The sequence below is a fragment of the Chroococcidiopsis sp. SAG 2025 genome (assembly GCF_032860985.1).
In the GTDB taxonomy this organism is placed as follows: domain Bacteria; phylum Cyanobacteriota; class Cyanobacteriia; order Cyanobacteriales; family Chroococcidiopsidaceae; genus Chroococcidiopsis.
The window spans coordinates 3831675-3855719 of the sequence record NZ_JAOCNC010000001.1 but is presented as its reverse complement, the minus strand read 5'-3'; the positions used below and the strand labels follow the sequence as shown (position 1 = coordinate 3855719).

Genomic DNA, 24045 nt, shown 5'->3' with positions numbered 1-24045 from the left:
GCTAACCATCAACCATCAAACATCAAAATTCCACATAACAGGGTTTTCATCTAAACGATCGGTGACGCTTCTGCCGATCGCATCAATTTCCTGTAACTCTTCCGGCGAGAGATAGACATCTGCGGCTTTAGCATTAGCAGCCGCTTGTTCGGCGTTTCTCGCCCCAACGATCGCATTGGTTTGCGGTTGGGCAATTAACCAAGCGATCGCTAGATTAGCTAACGAGATTTGATGTTTTTCGGCAATTGGGCGCAGTCGATCTAAAGCTTGTTGCGCCCGCACGTAATTTTCTCCCTGAAACAACCGATTCTTATTGCGATGATCGTCGGGATGAAATTTGTGTTCGGGTCCGAATTTTCCCGTCAGCAGCCCTTGTGCTAAAGGAGAGTAGGCGAGGATAGAAATATTATTTTCTACACAATAGGGCGTGAGATCTTTTTCTGCCCAGCGCCAGAACAGAGAATAAGGTGGTTGAACGCTATCGATCCGCCCGTATTGGGCTGCTTCTGCTAGTTGGGTACGGGAAAAATTAGAAACGCCGATCGCCCGAATTTTACCCTGCTGTTTCAATGTATTTAAAGCGCCCATCGTCTCTTCAATCGGCACAATTTCACTTTTATACGAACCAGAGGGCCAGTGAATTTGGTAGAGATCGATATAATCTGTATTGAGATTTTTCAGCGATTGCTCGCACGCTTCAATAACTTGGTCGTGTTTTAAATGATTGGAAAATACCTTCGTGGCATAGATCGCGCGATCGCGCACGTCAGAGAGGGCTTGGGCTACGATTTGTTCTGAATGCCCTTGTCCGTAAACTTCCGCCGTATCTATGGTCGTAATACCAGCCTCAAATGCTGCCCGTATCGCTTTGACAGTTTCAGCATCCTCTATCCCTACCCACATAGCTTTACCAGCTTACCAGGTTCCCATAAGAATAGGGGTAATTTTAATCTCCGATGTCCCAAGCGATCGCAATTCCATGCCATTCTCCTAAGTTATGAAGTTCTGTATAGATTTTAAAAGCCTGACACAGATCGTGCTTACACCTGTAGTCAGTTGTCAGTAAAAAAAAGGGAGCGCACGAGCGCACGAGCAGGGAGCTGAGGGAGCAGTGACCAGTGACCGTCCACTACACCCCACACCCCACACCCCACACCCTTTCTTCACTGTCAACTGTCAACCGTCAACAAATGACAAATGACAAATGACCACTCTTTCCCCAGTTGTGATAGGCTATTGCGCATTAATAGTGTCTAGAGGCTGAGAGGATAACAAAAATGAGGGTAGGACTATTATTCGGTGGACGATCGGGGGAACATGAGGTGTCGATTAGTTCGGCAAGGGCGATCGCTAAAGCCATCTCGACGGGAGAAAACCGAAATAAGTACGAGCTACTGCCATTTTATATCCAAAAAGACGGACGCTGGTTAGCAGGGCAAGCATCTCACAAGGTTCTGGAGTCGGGCGTTCCCGTATTCACGTCGGCTGATTCTGTTGCTTCTCAGTCTCAGTTATGTGGATGGGAAGATGAGGAGGTGAAAAATAGCAGCCAACTAAACAACTCTCCCGATGCAAAAATGCTCGATTGTATCCCAGCTTCTTTACCTCAAGTTGCATCTGTTGATGTCTGGTTTCCAATCTTACATGGACCCAATGGAGAAGATGGGACGGTGCAAGGACTGCTGAAATTAATGCAAGTCCCCTTTGTTGGTTCTGGTGTTTTGGGTTCGGCGCTGGGAATGGATAAAATAGCGATGAAAATGGCATTTGCCCAAGCGGGATTACCGCAGGTGAAGTACGTCGCCGTCAATCGGTCTCAAATCTGGTCAAATCCGTGCGTATTCCCCAAACTTTGCGATCGCATTGAGGAAACTGTGGGTTATCCCTGTTTTGTCAAACCTGCTAACTTGGGTTCTTCAGTTGGAATTAGTAAAGTGCGATCGCGATCGCAATTAGAAACTGCTCTCGACAACGCTGCTAGCTACGATCGCCGTATAATTGTCGAAGCTGGCGTGGTTGCAAGAGAGCTAGAATGTGCGGTTTTAGGTAATGATGAACCCAAAGCCTCAATAGTGGGCGAAATTACTTACCAAAGCGATTTTTACGATTACGAAACCAAATACAGTGCAGGAATGGCAGATATTATAATTCCCGCCGCCATTCCAGAAGCTGTTGCCTCTCAAATTCAGCAAATGTCTCTCGAAGCTTTCGCAGCTGTCGATGCTGCTGGCTTGGCTAGAGTAGACTTTTTCTATACCGAAAGCGGCGAAGTCTTAATCAATGAAATTAATACCATCCCTGGTTTTACTGCGACTAGTATGTATCCCATGATGTGGGAAAAAAGCGGTATTTCCTTTCCAGAATTAGTCGATCGATTAATTCAATTAGCTTTAGAAAGAAACAGTTAACAGTTAACAGTTGACAGTTATTCAGTTATCAGTTGTCAGTGAAGAAAGGGAGCGCACGAGCAGGAAGTGGGGAGAATAACTTCTGACTTCTGACTTCTGACTTCTGACTTCTGACTTCCCACTCACTACTCAATTTTTCTAATGCAGCATCAAAATAGTTCGCAACATACTATTACTAAGCCTCTTGCTTCAGAGAATGAAATTAAAAGAGTTAGAATGCAAAACGAACGAAAAAAAGTAGCTAATTCTTATTTTTTTCGAGAACTGATTCAGCGCTATCCAAGGTTGGTTTTGCTTGGAGTCAGCGCTTTTTTATTATTCGCTATTTACTCTTCTATCACGAGTATATTTCAGATTGGCGTTCTGAAAGAAGAAACTGGAACAACATCTGTAACTCCTGCAAATACTTCAAATCCTTCACCTGCATCATCTGATAATTCTTTGTCTTCGTGGTTGCTAGGTGCAGTTACTCTGGGGGCTGCTATAGGTGGAGTTGCGATCGCCAAGCGTTTGTCTAAGTCATCGTTGGACTTGTCTCAATTTTTCTTACAATTTCACTCTTCTCCTCAGCAACAATTTTCGCCATTGCGAGAATCAATTCTCAGTCTTTCCTCCCTCAAACTTTCAGAACCAAAACCGACTTGGGCAGAATCTTCTATGGAGACAGAATCGGAACTAAATATCCATTCGGAAACAGATGAGTTTACTATTTTGATAGAAGAAGATTCATTAGACGATGGAAAAGAAAACTTTTTAGAGACGCTAGAACTAACACCAGAAGAGAAAAATCTTATCTTTGAAAATATTGTTTTTCATCAGAGATCGGAATTATCGTCAGCAGAAGATATCTCTCCTTCTGAAACCGAATTGAATTCAGAACCAGAAAATGATGTATACTTTCCTTGTAGTAGATCTTTAGCAGAAATGTTAGATCTGCGTCAGAAACTTTCTCTAGCAACACTGTTAGAAATTGACAAACAACAGCCTTAGTTCCTTATCTCCTCATGTCTGCCACACTAAAAGAATTCTTGGAAGCCTGCGAAAGCCTCTCCACGCTGCGGATCATTGTCACTAGCAGCGCGGGTGTTTTAGAAGTCCGCAGTAAGTTACAAAAGCTGTTTTATGCTGAGTTACCCAAAGGGAAATATGCAAATATGCACGCCGAAGACTTTGAATTTCACTTGAATATGGATGAAATTCAGCAAGTTAAGTTCGAGACTGGGGAAGCGAAACGAGGTAATTTTACAACATATGCAATTCGATTATTAGACAAACAAAATCAGCCTGCTTTGAGTTTATTTCTACAATGGGGCAAACCAGGAGAATACGAACCTGGACAGGTAGAAACTTGGCATTCCTTACGAGAAAAGTACGGTGAAGTATGGGAACCAGTACCAGTTGAAAGTTTGTAAGTGTTGAAAAACTTTCTCGTGAAAAAAATTTTGCTGCTATCCCTAACTCTAGTCTTATTCTTATTCTGGATAGGTGAAGTTAATGCCGGACAATTAAGCGATCGCATTGCAACCTTTCCTAAGTGGGATAATAAGCCTACGGTACAGGTTGCATCTGGCGATTTAGTCTATCCAGAGTGGATGGCAGGAACTTGGATGGTAAAAAGTACTTTAGTTGATTTGGTTGCTCCTTTAGCCCCAGAGATTACTACCCCTGGATTTGAAGGTAATCGGCGTTATTTGAACCAACCAGTCCAGTTTCAAGTCAAATTTATCAAGCAAAACTTACTCGAACAACCCTTAAAGTTAATTCCCCAGCCTATGAAGGTAAAATCGGCTGTGGTAGCAGATCGAGCTTTTAATGGTCTAAGTTTAGCAAGAGCATATCTGGGCGATCGCACTGTGAAAGCCGTAAAAGTCGATCCAGACTCGCCCAACCGTCAGATTACCTTATTACAGGGCGATCGCCAACTCATTTCGATTGTGACTGGTCGTACTACAGAAGTGACAGCAGAGAATGGATATGTTACTACAGAAGTATTCGGGCAGCAATTTCGCGGTAATAGGGCGCGTCCCTATTTCAACCAAGTAGAATCGACAACCGCATATCACTACATACCCAATTCTACTGTTAACATTGTCGCCAACCAGTTTACGGCTGTTTATCTATCTGCTCAAGATCCAGATTACTTTAAAGCGGGCGATCGCCCCGTTGCTCTCTATCGCTACCGCTTGGAATTTTTCCCACAAATAGCTCTTTAAAAGCGGCTTCTCTTACGTCGTCTGGCGATCGCTTTGCGCTTGCGCTTTTCAATTGGAGTTTCAAAGTGGCGCAGTCGTCTTAAATCTGGAAAAATCCCAGCCTTCGAGACTTGACGCTTAAACCTACGTAATGCCGATTCTATATTTTCATTTTCACCCACAACCACTTGGGTCATAGTATCTCCTCCTAAACTTGCGTTGACGAGCGGGCAATTGCACTTCCTCTGAAAAGAGTTTGTGCTAAATTGCCCGTTTAAACTGGTACACTCCTGACAGTGAGTGCAAGACTAACATTGAACTTCAAGCTATCCAGCTAAATTACAGTAGCAAGTTCTGTCGGAAATGCTAATGCATTCGATCGAAATTGGAAATTTTGCTCTAATTGTAACTGTCTACTTTCGTCTCAAAGGAATTTAGTAGCGATTGCGCGAGTAACCACCGCCGCCACCGCCGCGATTATTTCCCCAGCTACCACCACGGCTCTTTTCTTCGCGCGGTCTAGCCTTATTGACCTTAAGTTCTCTGCCCATCCACTCAGCACCGTCTAAAGCTTCTATCGCTGCTGCTTCCGCTGCTTCTGTTTCCATTTCTACAAAAGCGAAGCCGCGCGGACGACCAGTTTCTCTATCGGTGGGTAGTTGCACTCGCTTTACGGTGCCATATTCGCTAAATACTTTGCTGAGTTCTTCTTCTGCGACTTGATAAGACAAGTTTCCTACGTATACTGACATTGCGTCCCTCACTGTGTTGTCGAAGTACTTCCGGAGAGGCGCTTGTGAATAATTGAACAAACACTACCACCGAATCTACTTTTCTTTTAGTAGACTAACACAATATTGACTGGGAGCAATGTTGACTTCGAGCAAGTCTCAATTTGACTTAACAAACCTATAACATTGCCGATCGATCGCCACAACTTAACTTTTGTAGTATAGTGTAGTATAAGTTTCCCAGTAGTACCGTGCTAAAGAGTTCGGCTCCCAAGCATTATGGCGAAATTTCAAGACTTATTCAAATATTATCGTCCCTGGCAGACAATCGCCCTGTTTAGCATTGCCGCAGCCTGTTTTTTCGAGATTGTCGATTTGGTGGTTCCTTATACGATCGGACAGATATTAAACGTACTGTCTAACCAACCCTTAGATCGTCCCATACAAGAAGCAATCATTGCCATTTCTCAACTCACTAATTTGCCACGCGATCGTTTTCTATCTTTAATCGTCCTGATGGGATTGATTTTTGTCGTCACCGTGGGCAAAGGTCCAATGCAGATGTGGTTGAGTGGTTGGTTTCACTGGGATATTGCTTTAAGATCGCGTCAGTATCATACCCGAAAAGCGATCGCCAAAATTCTGACACTGCCGCTAGAATTTTACGATGAAAATAACCCTGGTAGAATCTCAGGTAGAGTCGCCAGAGGATTAAGCAATCATACTTGGACATATCCAGAGATAGCCGGACAGTTAATTCCTAAACTGTTTCGCGTTCTGGGAATTTTTGTAGTGATTTGGTTTATTGAGTGGCGCATTGCTGTTTTATTTTTAATTTCGTTTGTCTTTATTCTTGGCTTTAGTCTCAAAGATTTGACCCGGTTGATTAAACAGGAAGAACGACTAGAGCGGTATATGGAAAATACAGAAAGTCGAACTTCAGAAATGATCGCCAATATCAAAACAGTCAAGGCTTTTGCTGCAGAAGGCTTAGAACTGAAACGTCAGCGTCAACGCCTCAATCGCGAGTTAAAAGTCGTACTATTTCGCATCCATTTAGGTTATGTAAAACTAGGAACTTGGCAAAAAGCTGTAATTCAATTGTGCGTTTTTGGCGTATTGGGATTGACTCTTAGAGCCACAATTCAAGGGCAAATTTCGCTCGGACACTTTATCACGACTTTAACTGTTTCGAGTATGGCTTATGCAGAGTTAGAACCGATTAGCAACTTTGCCGAAATTTTTGCACGTCGGTATGCTTCTATGATGCGACTGCATGAGTTTATGCAACACCCCATAGGTAAAGATGCTGGCAGTCTAGAGACTTCATCTGATGTAACTCAATACCGTTTTATCGGCAAAATAGAATTAGCTAGCGTTACTTTCGGTTACGATCCGCTACGTCCGGTATTGAAAGAGATTGATTTGTCGATCGAACCTTATCAAACAGTAGCATTAGTAGGGCGATCGGGTTCGGGCAAATCTACTTTGGTCAAATTACTGTATCGCTATTTTGAACCAAATGCAGGACAAATCTTGCTAGATGGGCGAGATATTCGGCAATTTGATATTGCAGCTTACCGCAGACGGTTGGCGATCGTGCATCAAGAGGTGGACGTATTCAATGGTAGTTTGTTAGAGAACCTAACTTACGGCAATCGTAGTGCTACTTTCGAGCAGGTAGAACAAGCCTGTGCGATCGCCCGTTTAGATGAAGTCATCGCGCAATTACCTGAAGGATATTTTACTGTAGTAGGTGAGAGAGGCGTGCGCTTGTCTGGCGGACAGAGACAGCGCTTAGGAATTGCCAGAGCATTGCTAGTAAACCCAGACATTCTAATTTTTGACGAGGCTACCTCTAGCCTAGATTACGAATCAGAGCGATCGATTCAGCTAGCTATGCGTTCCATTCTCGGTACTCGCACCACCATCATTATCGCCCACCGCCTCAGTACAGTACGGGAAGCCGATAAAATTGTCGTCCTCGATCGCGGTAGGATTGTGGAAGTTGGCAGCCACACAGAGCTATTAAACCAAGCCGGAATTTACCACCGTCTGCATTCTTTGCAAGAAACTGGAGAATTGCTCACATAAGCCTTGTCACCTCAGATAGTTCATGTTAATATAGTGAATCGGTGGATTCAATGGGTCGATGCCCGAGCGGTTAATGGGGGCGGACTGTAAATCCGTTGGCTAAGCCTACGCTGGTTCAAATCCAGCTCGGCCCATATCCACAAAAAGAATAAATTTGCCCGTGTAGCTCAGTGGTAGAGCACACCCTTGGTAAGGGTGAGGTCATGAGTTCAATCCTCATCACGGGCTTTGAGTAAAACCCTCTCCAGTAGAGGGTTTTCGCGTTTCTAGGAGTGGTTCAGGTAGCTCGACCATTCTCAATAAGGGTGCTAGTTTGGGTCAATTTTGGTTGTTTTAGAGCAAAAATTGGTAGAGAATTGGTAGACAGATTTAGATGGGTTTTATAGGAATCTTCCTTCCATGACAGCACTTGAGGATAATGGTAGCCAAGGTTGAATAGATTCCTTCATCGTGCTGTCAATACCACCTGCTACCTTCAACTTACCAGTCCCCACAGCACAACCGACTTCTAATCGATATACTCCTACCTTTCCCTGTTCGTCTACCGAGGAAACGTAGACGGAACCAGGAGCAAGGGGATCTGTAGAAAGCAAATCTCTTCCACCTGCTTCTGGAACGCCAACATAACGCTCTTCACGAGATTCAATGTCAATGTAAGAAAATGAGGTTTGGTGATACTCGAAGGAACCCATCTTTTGCAGCTGCTCCTTCACTCGGCGGCGACCTTCGATCGCTAACTCCAGCAGTTCTGCTAGCTCCTCTTTGGCAACTTCTCCACTAGGATGAATTAATTTGACCAAACCAGCACCAGTTTTACGGACGGCTTTAACATCGCGGGCATTTAAGTGCGAATCTAAGGAAAAGTAGCGATCGACCAATTCTGTAAAGTTGTGGCGGCGCAGTTCTCGTAATGCTTCAGCCAAGTAATCTACCACAAATCCATAGCGATCGGTAAAGAACTCAATTCGCATCTTCGGTACTTCCCAACCAGGGATATAAAAATGAATGCGATCGAGAAAAGCCATGTCTTCTCGAATCACATCCGGCATGGGTACAAATAAATGTGAAGAGCGTACCATGACTTCAACAGGCTGATTTGTGTTACCAAACATTGCCATAGACGCACTGCCCGACAGCGCCTCTTTACCCCTAGCGAATGTACCAGATTCACAGTAGGTCTTGAGGGTGGTGACGACTTCTTTGGGCATCTTTTGCAAGTCAGCTACTTCGTCAAACGCCACTGCGTCCCACAAGTCAATCAATCCCATTCGCCTTGTAGCCATGTTGTAGAAAAGATTAGCTACTGTTGTGGAACCAGTCAGCAGAATCGCATAGGGACTGAGTTCTTGGTAGGCGTATGATTTACCCGTACCACGGGGACCAAGTTCGACCAAGTTATAGTTTTGTTCGCACAATGGGATCGGGCGGACTAGAAACAGCAACTTTAGCCTACGATCGAAATGGGATGGTTCTAGTCCAATGCTGCGGATGAGTAAGTCAATCCACTCATCAGTGGAGAATTGACTGCGGCACTCGCGGTATTCATCAAGGTCGAACGATAATAGTTGAATTGGCTTGATGCTGTCAATCTAAAAGGGGCTACGTTTTTTGCCGAGGTCTTTGCGAACTACTTTACCTGCAAACACTGATGCTGCTTTTCGATCGAGGTCTTGCATTGATTTCCCTTTCAAATGGCGATCGCCATCTCTATTTTTGCTATCCGTGCCAACTCTGCTCCGGTGACGGCATCTAGTAAATGGACGGATGCTACTGTTTTAGCAGGTTGGTCTTGTGCGATCGTTAAGGTTATGGTGTCTGGTTCTATAGCTTTGGGGTTATCCCGATCGAGTTTGAGTTGTACGTCGCCTGTCGCTTCCTCAAAACCATAAGAAGCACTCACTGGTCGAGAGATACATTCGCGTTTCACCCGCACCTCTACTCGTACCTTCGGCGGGACTAATTCAAACAAACTAGTAGCCATACCTTTAATCGGTACAGAGAAAAAGCGCGTACTAATTTTCTGACTACCTGGTTCCAGATTCCAAGCAATTTCACTAATTAAACCAAGGTTAGCTTTCTGTTTTGGCGTTAGCGTGACTACGGGAACGATCGGTTCTTGGGGCGACAGTCCCCCGTGAAAGTAAGCTTCCGTACCCCCTTTGACTTTGAAACAGGAAAAGTTCCAGGGTGTAGCAATTTCTAAATCTCCACCCAGTTCAAAATCAGACAATTTAGCCCGAAGGTATGCAGGATCGGCTGTTCCCCCACGTCCCACCCAGACGCGCCGATGCAAGTCAGCCGTATCGCCACCAGGAGCATCGATTTTTCGATCTTCGCTCAGTTCATCACCAAATAAGTAACCGTGGTCGGCGGCGAAAATAATAGTTTCTACTCCCAGTTGAGTTAAAACCCGAAATGCTCGCCGTAACTCCAGCAGCATATCATCCATCGTCCGACGAGCTAGACGCACGTTATCCCCTTCGCCGATCGCGTCAATTTCTTGAGAAGTTACTAGAATTAACTCTGCTTGCTCAATTCCCTCTCTGTCCTTTTTTTTGGGCTGGGGTAGTAAATCTTCCAATTTGGTTATGAAAACGAATACTCCAGCATTTTCCTGAAGGAATTTAGTGCGACTCGTGCGGTCTTTAAGGACAGTGCCATTTATTTCCAGTCCAAGTTTACTATCGCCTGCGGCAACTACTCTCACCTTGTCAGCACTAGGAAGAAGAGCCGCCATACCAATTTCAGTAATTGTGGGAACGGTAGCTACACTCGACTGAAGCGTCAAGTTATAGTCTTCTGTTAGAGTTTGAACTAACTCGTGCGCCATTTCATAGCGCAGGGCATCTACCCACACGTAAGCGGTTTTGCCTTCTGCTAATTTGGGTTTAACCTGCCGTTCAAATACTTCGGTTTGACGCAACACACCAGGAATGCGAAATTTGGCTGCTTGGTAGCGTCGTACAAAGGTTTCAGCTAGCTGCGATCCTACATCCATGTAGCGATGTCGAGCGTGGTTAATCAGCTTTTCCAAGCTTTGATGTCGATTATGCAGCTCCCAGTCGAAGTTGTGCCATCGACGTTCCATATGGCGATGGTAGGTATCAAGCAAACACCAAGGTGCTTGGGCACTCGTGTAGGAACTAAAAATTGTCTGCACGTCGCAAGCAGAAGATTTCAACTCTTTTTCAATTCGGTTTGTTTCTAGTAGTAACTGACCGGATACCGCGATCAGCGCCCAACGTGCTTGAATATTTGGCAGATGTTCCGACCAAAAACTTGATTGCCGAGTCTTGACAAATTCAGTTATTTGTGGAGCAAATGTCGATCGCAATGTTGTTTCGATCTGGTTTTGCAGCGTCTCTTCTACAGCCAAAAAAGTCTCCACATTAGCTATTTGCTGCTGTTGGAAGTCGATTCCAGCTAGTCCAAGTTCTTTTTCTACTCGGTTGGCATGGGTAATGTAGCTGTCTGCAAGGTCGCGCCGCAACCGCCAGTTTTTTGCTAATGCAACGCAGGCTTCACGAGTAGCAGGTTTTGATGGGATTTTGATGCTACTCAGTTGAGTGGGGATTTCTCCAGAGATGCTGGAAATTAGGTCTGTGGCGAGGATGTGTCGTGCTAGTCTCGTGCGACAAGCATTGGGGGATTCGTCGCTAGGCAGTTCTATTTCAAAGGCACTTTGTAATAGTAAGGCGAGTTCTTGAGTAGCGCCCTTACTGACAATCTCTTTGTCAAAGCGATCGCTTCCCAAAAAAGCCAATGCCACTTCTTGCGGATTGCCCGTACCAAAGATTGTTAAAATGACTCCTTGGGTGATGCCTTCACCTTTTTGGGCGATCGCGTTTAGGTCATTCAGCGTCAGCTTGCCTGCGTCTACTTGTTTTTCAATCGTGGCAGTTGTTGCTTCTCCTAATTTCTGTTTGAGGGCGTTACGAGCAATAATAGAAAGTTTGGTGTTGCGGTTGGGTGGCTGCTGACCTGGTTTCATAATGACACCAGATGCTTCTAATTCCACTAAGGCATTGTGAGTTTTGGTTGGGTCTAGGGGTACATAAACAACTAGTCTTGGTGGGTCTAGATCGTTCAGCAAGGGTTCAATTTCGTGACGCAGGGCAAAAAAGCTGTCTTTGTTGCAAGTGACAGTTGTATGAGAGATATTGAGTTTGTTGGCAACATCAATGTAGTGGCGATCGGGGTCGTACCAGATGACGATGCCGCGATCGTCTACTTGTTTAGCAATTAGGTTGCAAAGATAGCTGGTGAAAATTTCCACTGTAAATATTTACCTCTAAATTCCAGGGACTTTGCGATAAATCGAGGCAATACGAGAGCGAAAATTGATACTAGCGAAGTAGACTTCATCTGCTTGTCTATAAGTTTGAGAAACCCAACTTCCTGAGTCTAAAAGGCGGAAACACTCAACGCTCATTTGAGATTGATTAATTAATACGTATTCTTGTAAAGATGGCGATGTCTGATAGTCGGCAAATTTTTCTCCTCTGTCAAATGCTTCTGTTGAGGGGGATAATACCTCAACTACTAGAGTGGGAAAAAGGATAAAATCTTCTGTAAAATTGAGATCTCGCTCATCACAAGTTATTGCTACGTCTGGGTAGTAATAGCAGTCTGCTTGTTCGAGCCTGACTTTTATATCTGAGGTGAGAACAATACAAGGAGAATCATTTAGATAATTGTTAAATAGCGTCACCAAGTTCCCAGCAATGATGATATGAGGTTTTTTTGCCCCCACCATTGCATAAACTTGTCCTCTTCTATACTCATGTTTGATCGGACTTACCCTTTCACCTGCTAAATAATCTTCTGGAGATATGTAAAAGTTTTTGTTAATAGTCATTGAATGAGGTTTTCTCCATTACCTGTTAGTTGGCTAATGCGCTTGAGGATACTCAAAACGCTATACAACTCATTTTCACGATTGCGGATATCGAAAATATCTGAGGTGGCATATTGCGGTGTATTACCCTTCACCAGTTTGATAAACATGAAGCTACCGCCAGAGGTAATCATGCCAAAAACTTGCTGTTGTGACTGAGGATATGCCAGCATATACGCCAAAATCTGGTCGAGTCCTGCTTCTACAGAATATGCAACCTGCTTAGATTCAATTATTGTTACCCAAAATTGCCGATTTAGCAGGAGAAAATCAATTCGTCCTCTAATTATTGTTTCCCGATCTACTGTTTCAATTTCAACAGATTTTTCTAATTTGACATGAAAGGGAGGTAAGTAAAACTTACCGATAAATAGCAGGGGTGATAAAACAATTGTGTTAACCGTGTTTTCTAATAAAGGTGGATAATTTCGTAAATTGATGTAACCAGCTTTCACTTGGTCTAATAGCTGCTTCTCTAGATCTGTTAGTTCTGGAAGATTGTCTTGCCATTCAGGAAAAAATTGCTCGTCTTCCACTAACTGGAGTCCGTAGAGTGCGATTAACTCTTCGAGAGTAACTGTCTCTGCCTGAATAATTTGAACCATAAGAATCTAAAAAACAAATTTTAAGAAAGAAAGCAGAAGATATGGGCTTGGCGATCGCCAATATCTAGAATTCAATCATCAGTAATCTTGGTTCTATCATAGAATTAACCCCTTTGCTTTCAGTTGTTGACCCATTGAAGACCACTCGTATTTGTTAGCAGTCAATTCTAACCAATATTTTTTGGCTTCGTTCCAGGGTACTAACTCCCATAGGGAAGCAATGTTAAGGACTACGCCATCCTTCAGGTCGGGTTCTAGGTTAAGATTGGCAGCGCAACGCAGTTTGTCTTGAAAATCCTGTAGTTCTGAAATTAAAGATTCTTGACGGTCTATTTGTTTTTCTAGCTGTTTGACCATCCCTGCTGTACCTGCGGCTGTTTTTTGGCTGCGGAGTTGTTGTAAGTTGCTTTCTTCCAAGCGCAGTTTGGGTTCTACGTAGTTAACTAGGGCTTTGAAAAGAATATCTTTATCCAAGCGGTGATAGTAAATCCAAATAGCGTAGTTTTTCTTTGAAGATTGGAATAGCCAGTAGATGGGTGCTTTGCGACGACTCTTAGAGTAGCGTTTGATGTGGTCACTCCAGAAGCCGCCGTTACCAGGTTTGCGGAAGTAGTCGCGCAATTCTTTGACTTCCAAGATTTCGCAGGCTTCTTTTTCAATTGCTTCCGATTTATCGCCCCAGATGACTTCTAAAACATCCCGCACGCGGCGGATAATATCATCAGGGTGGTCTGGGTCCTCAACTAGGATACCGTTCCAATTAATTTGAATTGGATAGTTAAGTGGGTTTCACGCAATGGTAAGCCATGTTTGTCTGTCAGCATTCCAGGCGAACAAGCTGGAAGCGGTGCAAAGGGATCTGGAAGTTCGGGTGCTTGTTTTTCACCTGTAGCAAAGCGAATGTCCCAGCGTCCAAAGGTACAGCCAACTGTATAGGAGATTAGGTCAGTGGTCAGATGTCTATAGTCGAATGGCACTAAGATAAGGCGAAATCCTTGAAGGATAGAGACTTGGGCAGAATGGCTTGCTTGTTGGGGTTAAGAAATTAAGAGCAGCATTGGACAAGCAGTCTTATTGTTGACACAACGGTGATGCAGATAACCACTAAAAAATTGCTCTGTATGTAGAAAAAGCTTCCAACTCCGGTAAAAAAGAAATGGACGATTGGAAGCAAATATGACTATTACTACTGTGCCAAATCGAGTGAAAATCCTCAAGGATAAATTCACGCAAAGCTTGGGACTGCCATTCCAAGAACTGTTACCAGAGTCGGAAATCCAGAAAATCATTGATGAGCTACAAATTAAATTTCGTTGCCGACTATTTGACCCATTCGTGACTTTATGGGCATTTCTATCTCAGGTCTTGGATGTCGATAAAAGTTGTCACAATGCAGTCAGTCGAGTCATTACTTATAGGCGTGAATGAAGATGTAGAAATGCCCTCAACTGATTCGAGGGCTTACTGTTAAGCCCGCTCAAGACTACCAGAAAAACTGTTAGAAAAACTTTTTGGTAAGACGGCACAAAAACTAGAAGAAAAAGTCATGCCTGAGAATTTATGGTGTGGTCGCCATGTGAAAGTTATAGATGGTTCAACTGTATCAATGCCTGATAGTATCGAAAATCAAGAAGCTTACCCACAACCAAATAGCCAAAAGCCAGGGTGTGGTTTTCCAATTGCAAAAATTGGCGTGATATTTAGTTTGGCTACAGGCGAGTAAAGTTGCCCTAGCTATCGATGTCCTGAATACTCACGACAAACGCGCTTGCTAGAAAATTATACCCATTTCTCAATCCCTTAGATCTACTTTTAGGAGAGCGGGCTTTTTGCGCTTATGCCGATTTGATTTTGATTAAAAATTTGGGTTGTGACGCAGTATTCCGGAAGCATCAATCTCGAAGAACAACTATGCGAAAAGGTAAAATCATTGGAGAAAGCGATAAATTCGTTTCTTGGCATAAGCCTAAAAAATGCCCTCAAGGATTAAATGAGTCGGAATTTTCTGCTCTACCCTCTACCTTGATTGTGCGAGAAATTTCCTATTACATTATCATTCCTGGCTTTCGCACTCAGCGAGTCAGTTTAATTACTACTTTATTGGATACAACAATTTATGCTACCCTAGAAGTTCTCAAACTGTATGGTGAACGTTGGAGTGTTGAACTCAATTCAAAACATTTAAAAACAACTTTGGCAATGGATGTTTTACGTTGTAAAACTCCTTCTATGGTACGCAAAGAACTTTATGTTTATTGACTCGCTTACAATTTGCTACGCGCTTTAATGTGGTCGGCTGGTACTACTTATGGTACGCCTCCATTGCGCTTATCTTTGCAGGGAACTCGCCATCATTTGGAGAATTTTACTACCGCATTATTAACCGCTTCTTCTACACAACGTGACCAAATTTATCGCTCTTTACTAAAAGTTATTGTTCACAAATCAGTTCCCGATCGCCCTGGTCGGGCTGAACCCAGAGTTAGAAAGCGTCGTTCTAAGGCTTATCCCTTGATGAAAAAACCCAGACGTGAGTTACGCAGGCAATTGCAAACTGCTTGAATGATAAGTGTTTCCGCTTATCTTAGTGCCATTCTCCTAAATAACGATGTTTTAAAATCCGATAGCGGTATGCCATTCCTGTTTGCACTAGTTGCATTTGCTCTTTCGTGAGCTGTGATAAACGTTCTGTATTGTTTTCAAACAACCAGCAAACAATACTTTCTCTAGTAGCAACACTCAGATTGGCATAGTCAAACGCCAATTGCCAGTGCCAAATTCGGACTAAATCTTCTACTGTGGCGTGCTGGTTAGTTGGGAATTTTGCTTCTGAAGGTAATGTAACAACCTGCATTTGCGACTCCTGATGATTCTAGATGCTGCTAATTCGAGTGCTGGTGGACAAACAACGCGCCCATCTGCGATTTTTCGCGATCGCACAGAAGACATTTCATGGTATTGCTTAAGAGCAACTACACTCGATCGGGTCTAGTAGTCTTACACTGGTGTAAGACATGACTGAATTGCTTGTTGGGCTGCTTCAGTTCTTGGTGAAGGCGGTAGTCACAAGGTATTTGCGAATATTTGAAGTTGTGCTATTTGGGGCTATTTTTCAGGTGACGATTTAAAGCGATCGGTGAGGATAGTCTAACTTTTGGTAAATTCCAGCACAATTTTCCCTTGCGCTCCCCCCTGCTCTAGACGTTGATGTGCTTGAATTATCCGATCCCAAGACAGCGTTGAATCAATGACGGGGCGAAGCTGAGTGCGCTCGATTAGTTTTGTCAAAGCATCTAATTTTGCTCGGTACTGTGGCACTACGGTTCAGTTAAGGCTCAAAGTGTTGTAAATTAAGCATTGTTCCCAAGAATGGAAAGTGAGTGTAGTGCATCTGAAGGATTTCTCATTGTTGTCTCCTACGATACAAAGTAGTGATGTGTTCAAAGCGATAGAGGCAGCCATCCCATCCACGGAGATCGAGCAAGCGATCGCTAAAACTAAAGTTTGTGAACAACGTAAACGCTCGTTACCAGCACAATTGGTAATTTGTTTGGTAATTGCGATGAGTCTGTGGTCACGAGATTCGATGAGAGATGTGCTGAAAAACTTAATTGATGGGCTGAGCGAAGCATGGGTGAAAGTGGGGAAATACTGGCGAGTTTTTTGTAAATCAGCAATAACGCAAGCCCGACAACGATTAAGTCCAAGGGTGATGAGTCAATTGTTCCATCAACTGGTGCGACCAATGGCTAGCACCGATACCAAAGGAGCATTTCTCAATGGATTGCGAATTGTGGTAATTGATCGGACTTGCTTCGATCTGCCAGACAGCGATGAAAATGCGAGAGTTTTTGGTCGTCCGAGCAGCCGTCCTGGCACACAAGCCGCATTTCCCAAACTGCGATTAGTCATTTTGGTAGAAGCAGGAACACATTTAATCTTTGATGCATTGATGTGTCCATATCGAATAGGAGAACGAGTGCGGGCATTAAGATTATTACGCTCCGTGAGTTCAGGGATGTTGTTGATGTGGGACAGAGGGTTACATTCTTATGCAATGGTGCAAGCAACTGTCACAACTGGTAGCGATTATTTAGGAAGAATTCCCGCAAATGTCAAGTTTTTGTGCGAAGAACCACTGGCGGATGGTTCTTATCTGAGTTGGATTTATCCACCTGCTAAATTCCGCTCAAAAGCTTGCCAGCCCATACAAGTCCGAGTGATTGAATACACAATTGGTAATACCGACAACCCAGAGGAACAACTAAGATATCGCTTAATTACCAGCTTATTGGAATTGGAGAAATTTCCGGCTCAACTACTGGCGATTGAATATCATCAACGCTGGGAAGTAGAAAATACTATTGATGAACTCAAAGTACATTTATCAGGACGAAAAACTCATATTCGCTCTCAAAAACCGCGTGAAGTTGTGCAGGAAGTTTACGGGTGGTTGTTAGGACACTGGGCTGTGCGGTTATTGATGTTTCAAGCTGCAAAGAGCGCGGGTATCACTCCTTTGCGTCTGAGTTTCACTGGGACATTGCGAGTTATTCGTCGTGCTATCCCGAAATTTCAACGCTTGCAATCACAAGAACTCCCCTTTTTTTAAGTTGGTTAACTGTAGAGATTTTAGACACTCTGTTACCTGAACGAGTTTCTCGTACCAATCCCAGAGTTGTAAAAAAACCTGTATCCAAGTTTCGCTCAAAAAAGCCAAGACATCGAGCCACCCCCTCTCGAACCAATCCTCCTATTTTCTTTATCCTCAGCACAGCGTAGCCTTAAATGAACCGTATTGGGTTTTGAACCAAGATTTCTGATTCCCAGGCATGAATCCTTTGCTAAACCCGCCTCTACAACTCCTACTCCCTACTCCCTAACAACTGTTCAAACAATGATTATTGAGATAGGATATATATGCCCCAGGGGGGGATTTACATTGTGATATATTGAATAAGATTAAAATAAGTAACAAATTTTAATATTCAATTGATTAATTCTACTTTGTCTACCTATACCACTCCCACATCTACGATTCGCTCAGTCTCAACTGAAACGAGCGATACCATTGTCCAGCCGTCAGATTTAGCATCGTCAAACTTAGATCTAGCACAATCCATCTCAGCTCAAAAAGCCAAGCAGCAAACATGGTGGGCATTTGGAGCGGCTGTATTTTTGGTGTCTGTACCAGTTTTTATTGAAGCGCCGCTGGTGCGATCGCTACCACTACTCAGTCTGGGAATAACCCTAATTTGGGTGTGGCTAAGTTTAATATTGATGTCTCGTCCTTCTAGCCATTTATGGGGCGATATTCTCTTGGGGTTTAGCTGGAGTTGGTTAGCTGGCTCGATTTATTGGGGATGGTTGCGCTGGGAACCACTGCTACATCTTCCAGTTGAGGCGATCGGGCTACCGTTTGCGATCGTCTGTTTGCGGCGTAATTGGGGCAAAGTCGGTAATTTTTTCTATCTAGGCTCTTTATTAGGTACAGTCGTCACCGACCTCTACTTTTACATCACCGATCTAATCCCCTACTGGAGGCAAGTCGTACAGGTTGAACCAACGTTAGTCGCACCAATTCTTCGCAGTGCCTTGGCACAAGTGTATACCCCTTGGGGGTTGAGTTGGGCAGCGGTCTTAGTGTTGGTGTTGCTAGCAGGGGGAGTCTTTTCCTTGCGCGCTCGACAGACTCACTGGTGGGCATTTAGTGGAGCAGTGTTGAGTACAATTTTAGTAGATAGCTTATTTTGGCTAGCTGCGGCACTAGCTTAAATTTTTGCAGATGGCGATCGCCTTGTCTGATACTCAGGTAGTCAATAAGCTATATATTAGTTTCTGATACTAGCTGTGTGCTGATTTCAGTTGGATGCAAAGAGGTAGAGAAACTGTGAAAAAATTGATACGTTTATTAACAATTTTGAGTGTATTGGTAGGTTGTTTGGGATGGCTGGGCATATCCCAACCCGCGATCGCTGCTAATCTCAGCGATTTTAGCCTGCGTACCGTACCAATCCTAGCTGTAGAGTCTCAAGCTCAATCGGGCAATCGAGCAGATGCGAAGCTGGCAACAGACTTTGGTAAGAAAATCGATTTAAACAACACAAATGTTGCAGCTTTTCGGAGATACCCGGGACTTTATCCCACTCTAGCTCGTAAAATCGTTCAAAACGCTCCCTACGAAAACGTAGAGGACGTAATGGAGATGCCAGGATTATCCGAGCGCCAAAAACAAACTCTAGAAGCTAATCTCGGTAACTTTACCGTTACTGATGTAGAAGCTGCCTACACAATGGGTGACGATCGCTATAACAACGGCATCTACAGATAAATTCTTTTTGAATTGACAATTTAGCCTCAGCCCACCCTATTTCTAGAGTGGGTTATTTTTTACTCAGTAGAGACGTTACATGTAACGTCTGTACAAACGTCTGTACAAAGTTATCAGTTAACGGTCAACTATCAACCAACAACCCTTGCTACAAAACCTCAACCATTTTGATGTCATAGTCGTAGGAGCCGGAGCCGCTGGACTCTACACGGCACTGTGTCTACCAAACCACTTTCGCGTCGGTTTAATTGCAAAAGAAACGATAAATCTGTCTGCAAGTGACTGGGCGCAGGGTGGAATTGCTGCGGCGATCGCGGCTGATGATTCTCCTCAGTTGCATGTAGAAGATACGCTGCAAGCGGGGGCTGGGTTGTGCGATCGCGCATCTGTAGAGTTTCTGGCTCACAAAGCACCGGAATCCATTCAATCTTTGGTAAACATGGGGGTTGCCTTTGACCGTCGCGATCGCGAATTAGCATTAACCATAGAGGCTGCTCACTCCCGTCGTCGCGTCCTCCACGCCGCCGATACTACTGGTCGCCAGGTCATTGCTACCCTGACAGCGCGGGTTCTCGAACGCCAGAACATTCAAGTTATTCCCCAAACCATAGTTTTAAGTCTGTGGCTTAACCCCCAAACTGGACGCTGTGAAGGTATTAGTCTCTTTGATAGCAATCGCATTCTCTGGTTGCGCGCTCGTGCTGTTGTCCTAGCAACAGGTGGCGGAGGTCAAGTGTTTGCCCAGACAACCAACCCCAAGTTGAGTACGGGTGATGGCGTAGCGATCGCTTGGCGGGCTGGAGCCATGCTGCGAGACTTAGAATTCGTCCAGTTTCACCCGACTGCTCTGACCAAACCTGGAGCAGACCGATTCTTAATCAGCGAAGCGGTACGCGGTGAAGGAGCGCATTTAATGGATGATACGGGTAGGCGTTTTGCTTTTGACTATCACCCAGCAGGAGAGCTAGCACCCAGAGACGTTGTTAGTCGTGCCATATATAGCCATTTGCAGCGTACCTCAGCCGATCCTGCTACTGCCTGCGTCTGGTTAGATTTGCGATCGATTCCAGAGGCAAAAATTCGTCAGCGGTTTCCCAATATCGTTCAAGTGTGTCAGCACTGGGGCATCGATGTTTTTCAGGAGCCAATTCCAGTTGCTCCCGCCGCCCACTACTGGATGGGAGGAATTGCCGCAGATTTAACGAACCGCACTTCAATCCCTGGATTGTATGCTGTCGGCGAAACAGCTAGTACGGGAGTCCACGGTGCGAATCGTTTAGCAAGTAATTCTTTGCTGGAGTGTGTCGTCTTTGGGGCGGAGATGGCTCTGTTGAAAGATGAAGTAGAAGGGAGGAAGGATGAATACACCGGATCGGATTTTAGTCTTTACCCTTTGTCGTTTAGCTTGTCAGGGATTGATTGGCTGAGCCAGCAAACCACAATTGAAGCTATCCGTTACGAACTGCCGCGTTTGGTCTGGCAGAGTGCGGGTATCTGCCGCGAACAGCAAGGATTAGAGCGGGCGATCGCCCAGGTACAATTGTGGCAACAAACATTTATTACCCTGCCCTTGAGTCAGTTTTTGCTTCAACTTCCGCCTGGACAACCAGCCCATATCAATGTTTCCGATCTTTCAGCCAATCTTCCCGCCAATTTGCTTGAGGTAGAGCAGTCTTTGCGTCTGTGGAGCGAAACCCGCAATCTACTCGATATTGCTTACTTAATTCTCAAAAGTGCTGCCTTTCGTACCGAAAGCCGAGGCGGACATTACCGCTTAGATTATCCTCATACTGAAGCTCACTGGCAAGCTCATACTCTTATACAGTACGAACAGTGGTGGAAATCCGAACCGACCGCAACTTAACAACCAATTTGCTTATCTCGTACCAGATCCGATCGTTCTACTTGGACTACCGATTGAGCTTGGCGGTTGGTAGAGCTGGCTAATTTGTTCGATCGCAGGTGGAGCGTCCGAGAAATTAGTAAAAAAATTGACTAAGGTGTCAACACTGCCAGCAATCCAAAAAGTAACTAGCTGCAAGCCAAGTACGACTATAACTATAGTAATTTTAAGAGTGTCGGACATGGCTACTGCTGGACTGCTACGCATTTAGATACCTCGTATTTTATCTGAAGCTTTTCAGTGTTTTTACTGGTTTTAATTTGATTTATGTAATTTTTACACATTGATAAATACAATGTAGAGTTTATCTCTTATAGTTACTACAATTACATCGGGCAATTTACGGAACAGACATGATTTTATTCAGCCGCAAATTAAATTTCACTCTGTCCGCAGAAAGAAAAACTAGTCTCTCTATAGAGAGGAGTAAAAATTGATGATTTAAGCTATAGCAGAGAGCGGATAGATTAGGATATTTCAATTGTCTACAAGCAATAGTAGCCAAGTCTTTTTCCTCTGCTCCCTGCTCTCTACTCCCTGCTAGAAATACCAAAGCTAGAAAGTCGTTTCAGCTAAAGGCAACGTAGTTTTGCATCTATTTCTCAGCAGAGGTAAACAAAACATTAATGCCAAGGCAATTGAAGTTAATCTATCTTTAGCGGAATTTGCGTGTTGCGATCGTTAGCACAATTTAGCTTTACAAACTAGCTTACCTAGAGATAGCAACCGCTATCTGATAGCAGTTTTTTCCTAGCTGCTTTGCTCGGTACATTGCAGTATCAGCCTGCTTAATCAGACTATCAATAGTATTGCAATGCAGGGGGTAAACGCCAATTCCCACACTAGCTGTAATTGAAAGAGCTTGTTCGTTAAGCGCAAAAACCTCGGACAGAGTTGCCAAAATCTTATTTGCTACTTTTTCAGCAACGCTGACTTCTGGAATTGCAGGCAAGATAACGGTAAATTCGTCACCACCCAAACGAGAAACAATATCGCTGTGACGCAAACACCCCGATAGTCTTTGGGAAACAGCAACTAACAAGCGATCGCCCCAGTCATGTCCTAAAGTATCATTGACCTGTTTAAAGCCATCTAGATCGATATACAATAGCCCTACCAACAACTGATGGCTTTGCGCCCAAGCAATTGACTGGTTCAGATGTTCGAGGAATAGCTGTCGATTTGGTAAACCCGTCAGTGGGTCGTGTAAAGCCAGATGGCGGAGTCTTTGTTCGGAAAGCTGTAGCTCGGTATTATATTGGACTAAATCTGCTGTCTGACGCTTCAGTTCCTCTTCCAACCGCTTGCGTGCCGTGATATCTCGAATGACACCCACTAGATATAGATTGCCAGCCGCATCTCGATGGAGCGATCGCTTCGTAGAAATTAAATGAGTCGTCCCGCTGGCATCGCTAAATTCTTCTTCGTGTTCCATAGTCGTGCCACTACGAAAAACCAGATCGTCCTGCTGGCGAAAAACTTCTGCTTCTTGGGGAGAAAAAAATCGGCTTCCGACTTATCAATTAATTCTGCTAACGGATAACCAATCAGGCGACAGTAAGCTTCATTCAATACGATCCAACGATACTTTTTATTCTTGACAAAAATCGGATCGGGAATCGTATCAATTATCCCCTGCAAAAAATCTTTAGAGCGCTTGAACTCCTCTTGTAACTGAGCGTTGCAAGCAGTCATTAGTCCGGATACAGCAAATAGCGCCAGTAAAGGTGGGATAATAGGCAGCCACCAACCTTGAAGAAAAGCAAGATAAGTAATGCTAATTAAGCCTAAAGCCGCCAGCAACACGTAAATTGTGGAATAGACGATCTGCAAACGGCAACTGAGATTTGCTGCCACCACGATCCAAGCCACTATCCACATGCTTTCCCAAAAGTCCGACCAGATGTGGATTAAGGGGCGTTCTCCTAAAGCTGCGCTGACAATTTGGCTAACAAAATTAGCATGTAGTTCTACTCCGGCAATCGGTTGAGCTGCTCCCCATAGGGGACTGGTGCTATCGGGAGTATAGAAAAAATCCTTTAAGCTAGGGGCAGTAGAACCAATAATGACAATGCGATCGCAAAATATTTCTGCTGGTACTCGGTCAGCCAGTACGTCACTCATCGACACTCGGAGAAAATTCGTGCTGGGGTGACGAAAGTTAGCGAGAATTTGATATCCACCAGCATCAGCACCGACATAACCGCCATCGTGAGGCTGAAAGCGGTGAAACACGGCTTGACCCAAATGCAACGCCTGAAAATTCTTCTCGATTAATGGGGACGCGATCGCTTCTGCTTGCAGGTACGTTAAAGCTAATTTCAAATCGAAGCTTTCATGTAATTTTGTAGGTGTAGACCAGTACAGCAACCCTCGCCTCACCCTACCATCAGCATCCAAGACAACATTATTAAAGCCAACGCGATCCAGTCGATTCAAAAAGGGCGATGGGGCGACCCTAGAGCGATCGCCCAGTTGTTCTATACCGACTAAATTGTCAATAGTTGTCAAAGCTTGATGTAATTTCTGCTGACCTGGAGGTACGGGCAAGTCGCGATAGATATCTAAACCTATGGCGCGAGGCTTGCCAACACTCACTTTTTGCAGCAATTCGGCAACTACCCTATCCGGTAAGGGCCACTGCCCAACTTGCTGTAAATCTGCCTCATCGATCGCCACAATTGCAATCCTAGTGTCTTGCGCTTCCCAAGGACGCAGGCGAAAAAACCGATCTAAAGCCGCCCACTCCAAAGGCTGTAGTAAGCCACTGAAGCGTAGCAACAAGCAAATAGCAGCGCTAAAAATTGTAATCCAAACTCGCTGTTTACGAGATAGCAAAAGAGGGGTGAGGAGTGTGGGGTGAGGGGTGAGTGGCTAAATTCTG

Annotated in this window: 23 protein-coding genes, 2 tRNA genes and 3 pseudogenes; 15 read left to right on the top strand and 13 right to left on the bottom strand. The window is 44.3% G+C overall.

Translation table 11 applies throughout. The features are described 5' to 3' along the window. Positions 1-15: 15 nt before the first annotated feature. Positions 16-981 (bottom strand): annotated as a pseudogene (locus N4J56_RS18710) (aldo/keto reductase). Positions 982-1268: 287 nt separating this feature from the next. On the opposite strand from N4J56_RS18710, the gene N4J56_RS18705 reads away from it, so the two are divergent. From N4J56_RS18705 to N4J56_RS18690, 4 genes are all read left to right on the top strand, one after another. Next, the gene (locus N4J56_RS18705) at positions 1269-2408 is read left to right on the top strand and encodes a D-alanine--D-alanine ligase family protein (protein ID WP_410500535.1); all 1140 of its coding nucleotides are present in this window, start codon (positions 1269-1271) and stop codon (positions 2406-2408) included. Positions 2409-2624: 216 nt separating this feature from the next. Beyond that, complete coding sequence (locus N4J56_RS18700) at positions 2625-3398, top strand: hypothetical protein (protein ID WP_317107805.1); 774 nt, start codon at positions 2625-2627, stop codon at positions 3396-3398. Positions 3399-3412: 14 nt separating this feature from the next. Beyond that, a complete protein-coding gene (locus N4J56_RS18695; protein ID WP_192155157.1) occupies positions 3413-3820 on the top strand; it encodes a ChuX/HutX family heme-like substrate-binding protein in 408 nt (135 codons plus the stop codon). An 18-nt stretch (positions 3821-3838) separates the two neighbouring features. After that, positions 3839-4621 (top strand): DUF6816 family protein, encoded by a 783-nt coding sequence (locus N4J56_RS18690; protein ID WP_317107804.1) that lies wholly within the window; start codon positions 3839-3841, stop codon positions 4619-4621. Here the strand turns inward: N4J56_RS18690 and rpsU are convergent. Both rpsU and N4J56_RS18680 read right to left on the bottom strand, forming a co-directional pair. Then, positions 4618-4797, bottom strand: a complete 180-nt coding sequence (rpsU, locus tag N4J56_RS18685) for a 30S ribosomal protein S21 (protein ID WP_015155552.1) — start codon at positions 4795-4797, stop codon at positions 4618-4620. The two genes, N4J56_RS18690 and rpsU, sit on opposite strands and share 4 nt — an antisense overlap. A gap of 237 nt (positions 4798-5034) precedes the next feature. Then, on the bottom strand, positions 5035-5352 hold the full coding sequence (locus tag N4J56_RS18680) for an RNA recognition motif domain-containing protein (protein WP_015155553.1): 318 nt from the start codon (positions 5350-5352) through the stop codon (positions 5035-5037). A gap of 258 nt (positions 5353-5610) precedes the next feature. On the opposite strand from N4J56_RS18680, the gene N4J56_RS18675 reads away from it, so the two are divergent. From N4J56_RS18675 to N4J56_RS18665, 3 genes are all read left to right on the top strand, one after another. Further along, complete coding sequence (locus tag N4J56_RS18675; RefSeq protein WP_317107803.1) at positions 5611-7425, top strand: ABC transporter ATP-binding protein; 1815 nt, start codon at positions 5611-5613, stop codon at positions 7423-7425. A 52-nt stretch (positions 7426-7477) separates the two neighbouring features. After that, positions 7478-7559 (top strand) — tRNA-Tyr (locus tag N4J56_RS18670). Positions 7560-7581: 22 nt separating this feature from the next. Continuing rightward, positions 7582-7653, top strand: a tRNA-Thr gene (locus N4J56_RS18665). Positions 7654-7805: 152 nt separating this feature from the next. Here the strand turns inward: N4J56_RS18665 and brxL are convergent. The 6 genes from brxL to N4J56_RS18635 all read right to left on the bottom strand — a co-directional run bounded on the left by brxL (position 7806) and on the right by N4J56_RS18635 (position 13904). After that, complete coding sequence (gene brxL, locus N4J56_RS18660; protein ID WP_317110663.1) at positions 7806-9005, bottom strand: protease Lon-related BREX system protein BrxL; 1200 nt, start codon at positions 9003-9005, stop codon at positions 7806-7808. 107 nt (positions 9006-9112) lie between these two features. Next, entirely contained in the window at positions 9113-11701 is a 2589-nt protein-coding gene (locus tag N4J56_RS18655; protein WP_317107802.1) for a PglZ domain-containing protein, read from the bottom strand. 15 nt (positions 11702-11716) lie between these two features. Then, positions 11717-12283 carry a Uma2 family endonuclease gene (locus tag N4J56_RS18650; RefSeq protein WP_317107801.1) on the bottom strand — a complete coding sequence of 189 codons (567 nt, stop codon included), beginning with the start codon at positions 12281-12283 and terminating at the stop codon, positions 11717-11719. Beyond that, entirely contained in the window at positions 12280-12927 is a 648-nt protein-coding gene (locus N4J56_RS18645; RefSeq protein ID WP_317107800.1) for a restriction endonuclease subunit R, read from the bottom strand. The genes N4J56_RS18650 and N4J56_RS18645 overlap by 4 nt, the downstream gene beginning before the upstream one ends. Positions 12928-13023: 96 nt before the next feature. Further along, a complete protein-coding gene (locus N4J56_RS18640; protein ID WP_317107799.1) occupies positions 13024-13632 on the bottom strand; it encodes a hypothetical protein in 609 nt (202 codons plus the stop codon). 38 nt (positions 13633-13670) lie between these two features. Continuing rightward, complete coding sequence (locus N4J56_RS18635) at positions 13671-13904, bottom strand: hypothetical protein (protein WP_317107798.1); 234 nt, start codon at positions 13902-13904, stop codon at positions 13671-13673. 199 nt (positions 13905-14103) lie between these two features. Between N4J56_RS18635 and N4J56_RS18630 the strand changes: the two genes are divergently transcribed. The 4 genes from N4J56_RS18630 to N4J56_RS18615 all read left to right on the top strand — a co-directional run bounded on the left by N4J56_RS18630 (position 14104) and on the right by N4J56_RS18615 (position 15489). Beyond that, positions 14104-14355, top strand: a complete 252-nt coding sequence (locus N4J56_RS18630) for a hypothetical protein (RefSeq protein WP_317107797.1) — start codon at positions 14104-14106, stop codon at positions 14353-14355. Positions 14356-14473: 118 nt separating this feature from the next. Next, positions 14474-14650, top strand: a complete 177-nt coding sequence (locus N4J56_RS18625) for a hypothetical protein (RefSeq protein ID WP_317107796.1) — start codon at positions 14474-14476, stop codon at positions 14648-14650. 26 nt (positions 14651-14676) lie between these two features. Then, the gene (locus N4J56_RS18620) at positions 14677-15186 is read left to right on the top strand and encodes a transposase (protein WP_317110662.1); all 510 of its coding nucleotides are present in this window, start codon (positions 14677-14679) and stop codon (positions 15184-15186) included. Between the two features lie 12 nt (positions 15187-15198). Continuing rightward, positions 15199-15489 carry a hypothetical protein gene (locus N4J56_RS18615; RefSeq protein ID WP_317107795.1) on the top strand — a complete coding sequence of 97 codons (291 nt, stop codon included), beginning with the start codon at positions 15199-15201 and terminating at the stop codon, positions 15487-15489. Positions 15490-15511: 22 nt separating this feature from the next. Here the strand turns inward: N4J56_RS18615 and N4J56_RS18610 are convergent, their stop codons facing one another. Together N4J56_RS18610 and N4J56_RS18605 are read right to left on the bottom strand one after the other, a co-directional pair. Further along, positions 15512-15781: a hypothetical protein gene (locus tag N4J56_RS18610; RefSeq protein ID WP_317107794.1), complete on the bottom strand. Its 270-nt coding sequence runs from the start codon at positions 15779-15781 to the stop codon at positions 15512-15514. Between the two features lie 293 nt (positions 15782-16074). After that, positions 16075-16242, bottom strand: a pseudogene (locus N4J56_RS18605) (zinc-binding dehydrogenase); the annotation flags it as partial. A 160-nt stretch (positions 16243-16402) separates the two neighbouring features. On the opposite strand from N4J56_RS18605, the gene N4J56_RS18600 reads away from it, so the two are divergent. The 4 genes from N4J56_RS18600 to nadB all read left to right on the top strand — a co-directional run bounded on the left by N4J56_RS18600 (position 16403) and on the right by nadB (position 21122). Next, positions 16403-17539, top strand: coding sequence for an IS4 family transposase (locus tag N4J56_RS18600; RefSeq protein ID WP_410500401.1), 1137 nt, complete (start codon positions 16403-16405; stop codon positions 17537-17539). A 380-nt stretch (positions 17540-17919) separates the two neighbouring features. After that, positions 17920-18702: a DUF3120 domain-containing protein gene (locus N4J56_RS18595; RefSeq protein ID WP_317107792.1), complete on the top strand. Its 783-nt coding sequence runs from the start codon at positions 17920-17922 to the stop codon at positions 18700-18702. 115 nt (positions 18703-18817) lie between these two features. Then, positions 18818-19258 (top strand): photosystem II complex extrinsic protein PsbU, encoded by a 441-nt coding sequence (psbU, locus tag N4J56_RS18590; protein WP_317107791.1) that lies wholly within the window; start codon positions 18818-18820, stop codon positions 19256-19258. Between the two features lie 145 nt (positions 19259-19403). Continuing rightward, the gene (gene nadB, locus N4J56_RS18585; protein WP_317107790.1) at positions 19404-21122 is read left to right on the top strand and encodes an L-aspartate oxidase; all 1719 of its coding nucleotides are present in this window, start codon (positions 19404-19406) and stop codon (positions 21120-21122) included. Between the two features lie 12 nt (positions 21123-21134). Here the strand turns inward: nadB and N4J56_RS18580 are convergent, their stop codons facing one another. Both N4J56_RS18580 and N4J56_RS18570 read right to left on the bottom strand, forming a co-directional pair. Then, entirely contained in the window at positions 21135-21368 is a 234-nt protein-coding gene (locus tag N4J56_RS18580; RefSeq protein WP_317107789.1) for a hypothetical protein, read from the bottom strand. 502 nt (positions 21369-21870) lie between these two features. Next, positions 21871-23999: pseudogene (locus tag N4J56_RS18570) on the bottom strand (CHASE2 domain-containing protein). Positions 24000-24045 lie beyond the last annotated feature (46 nt).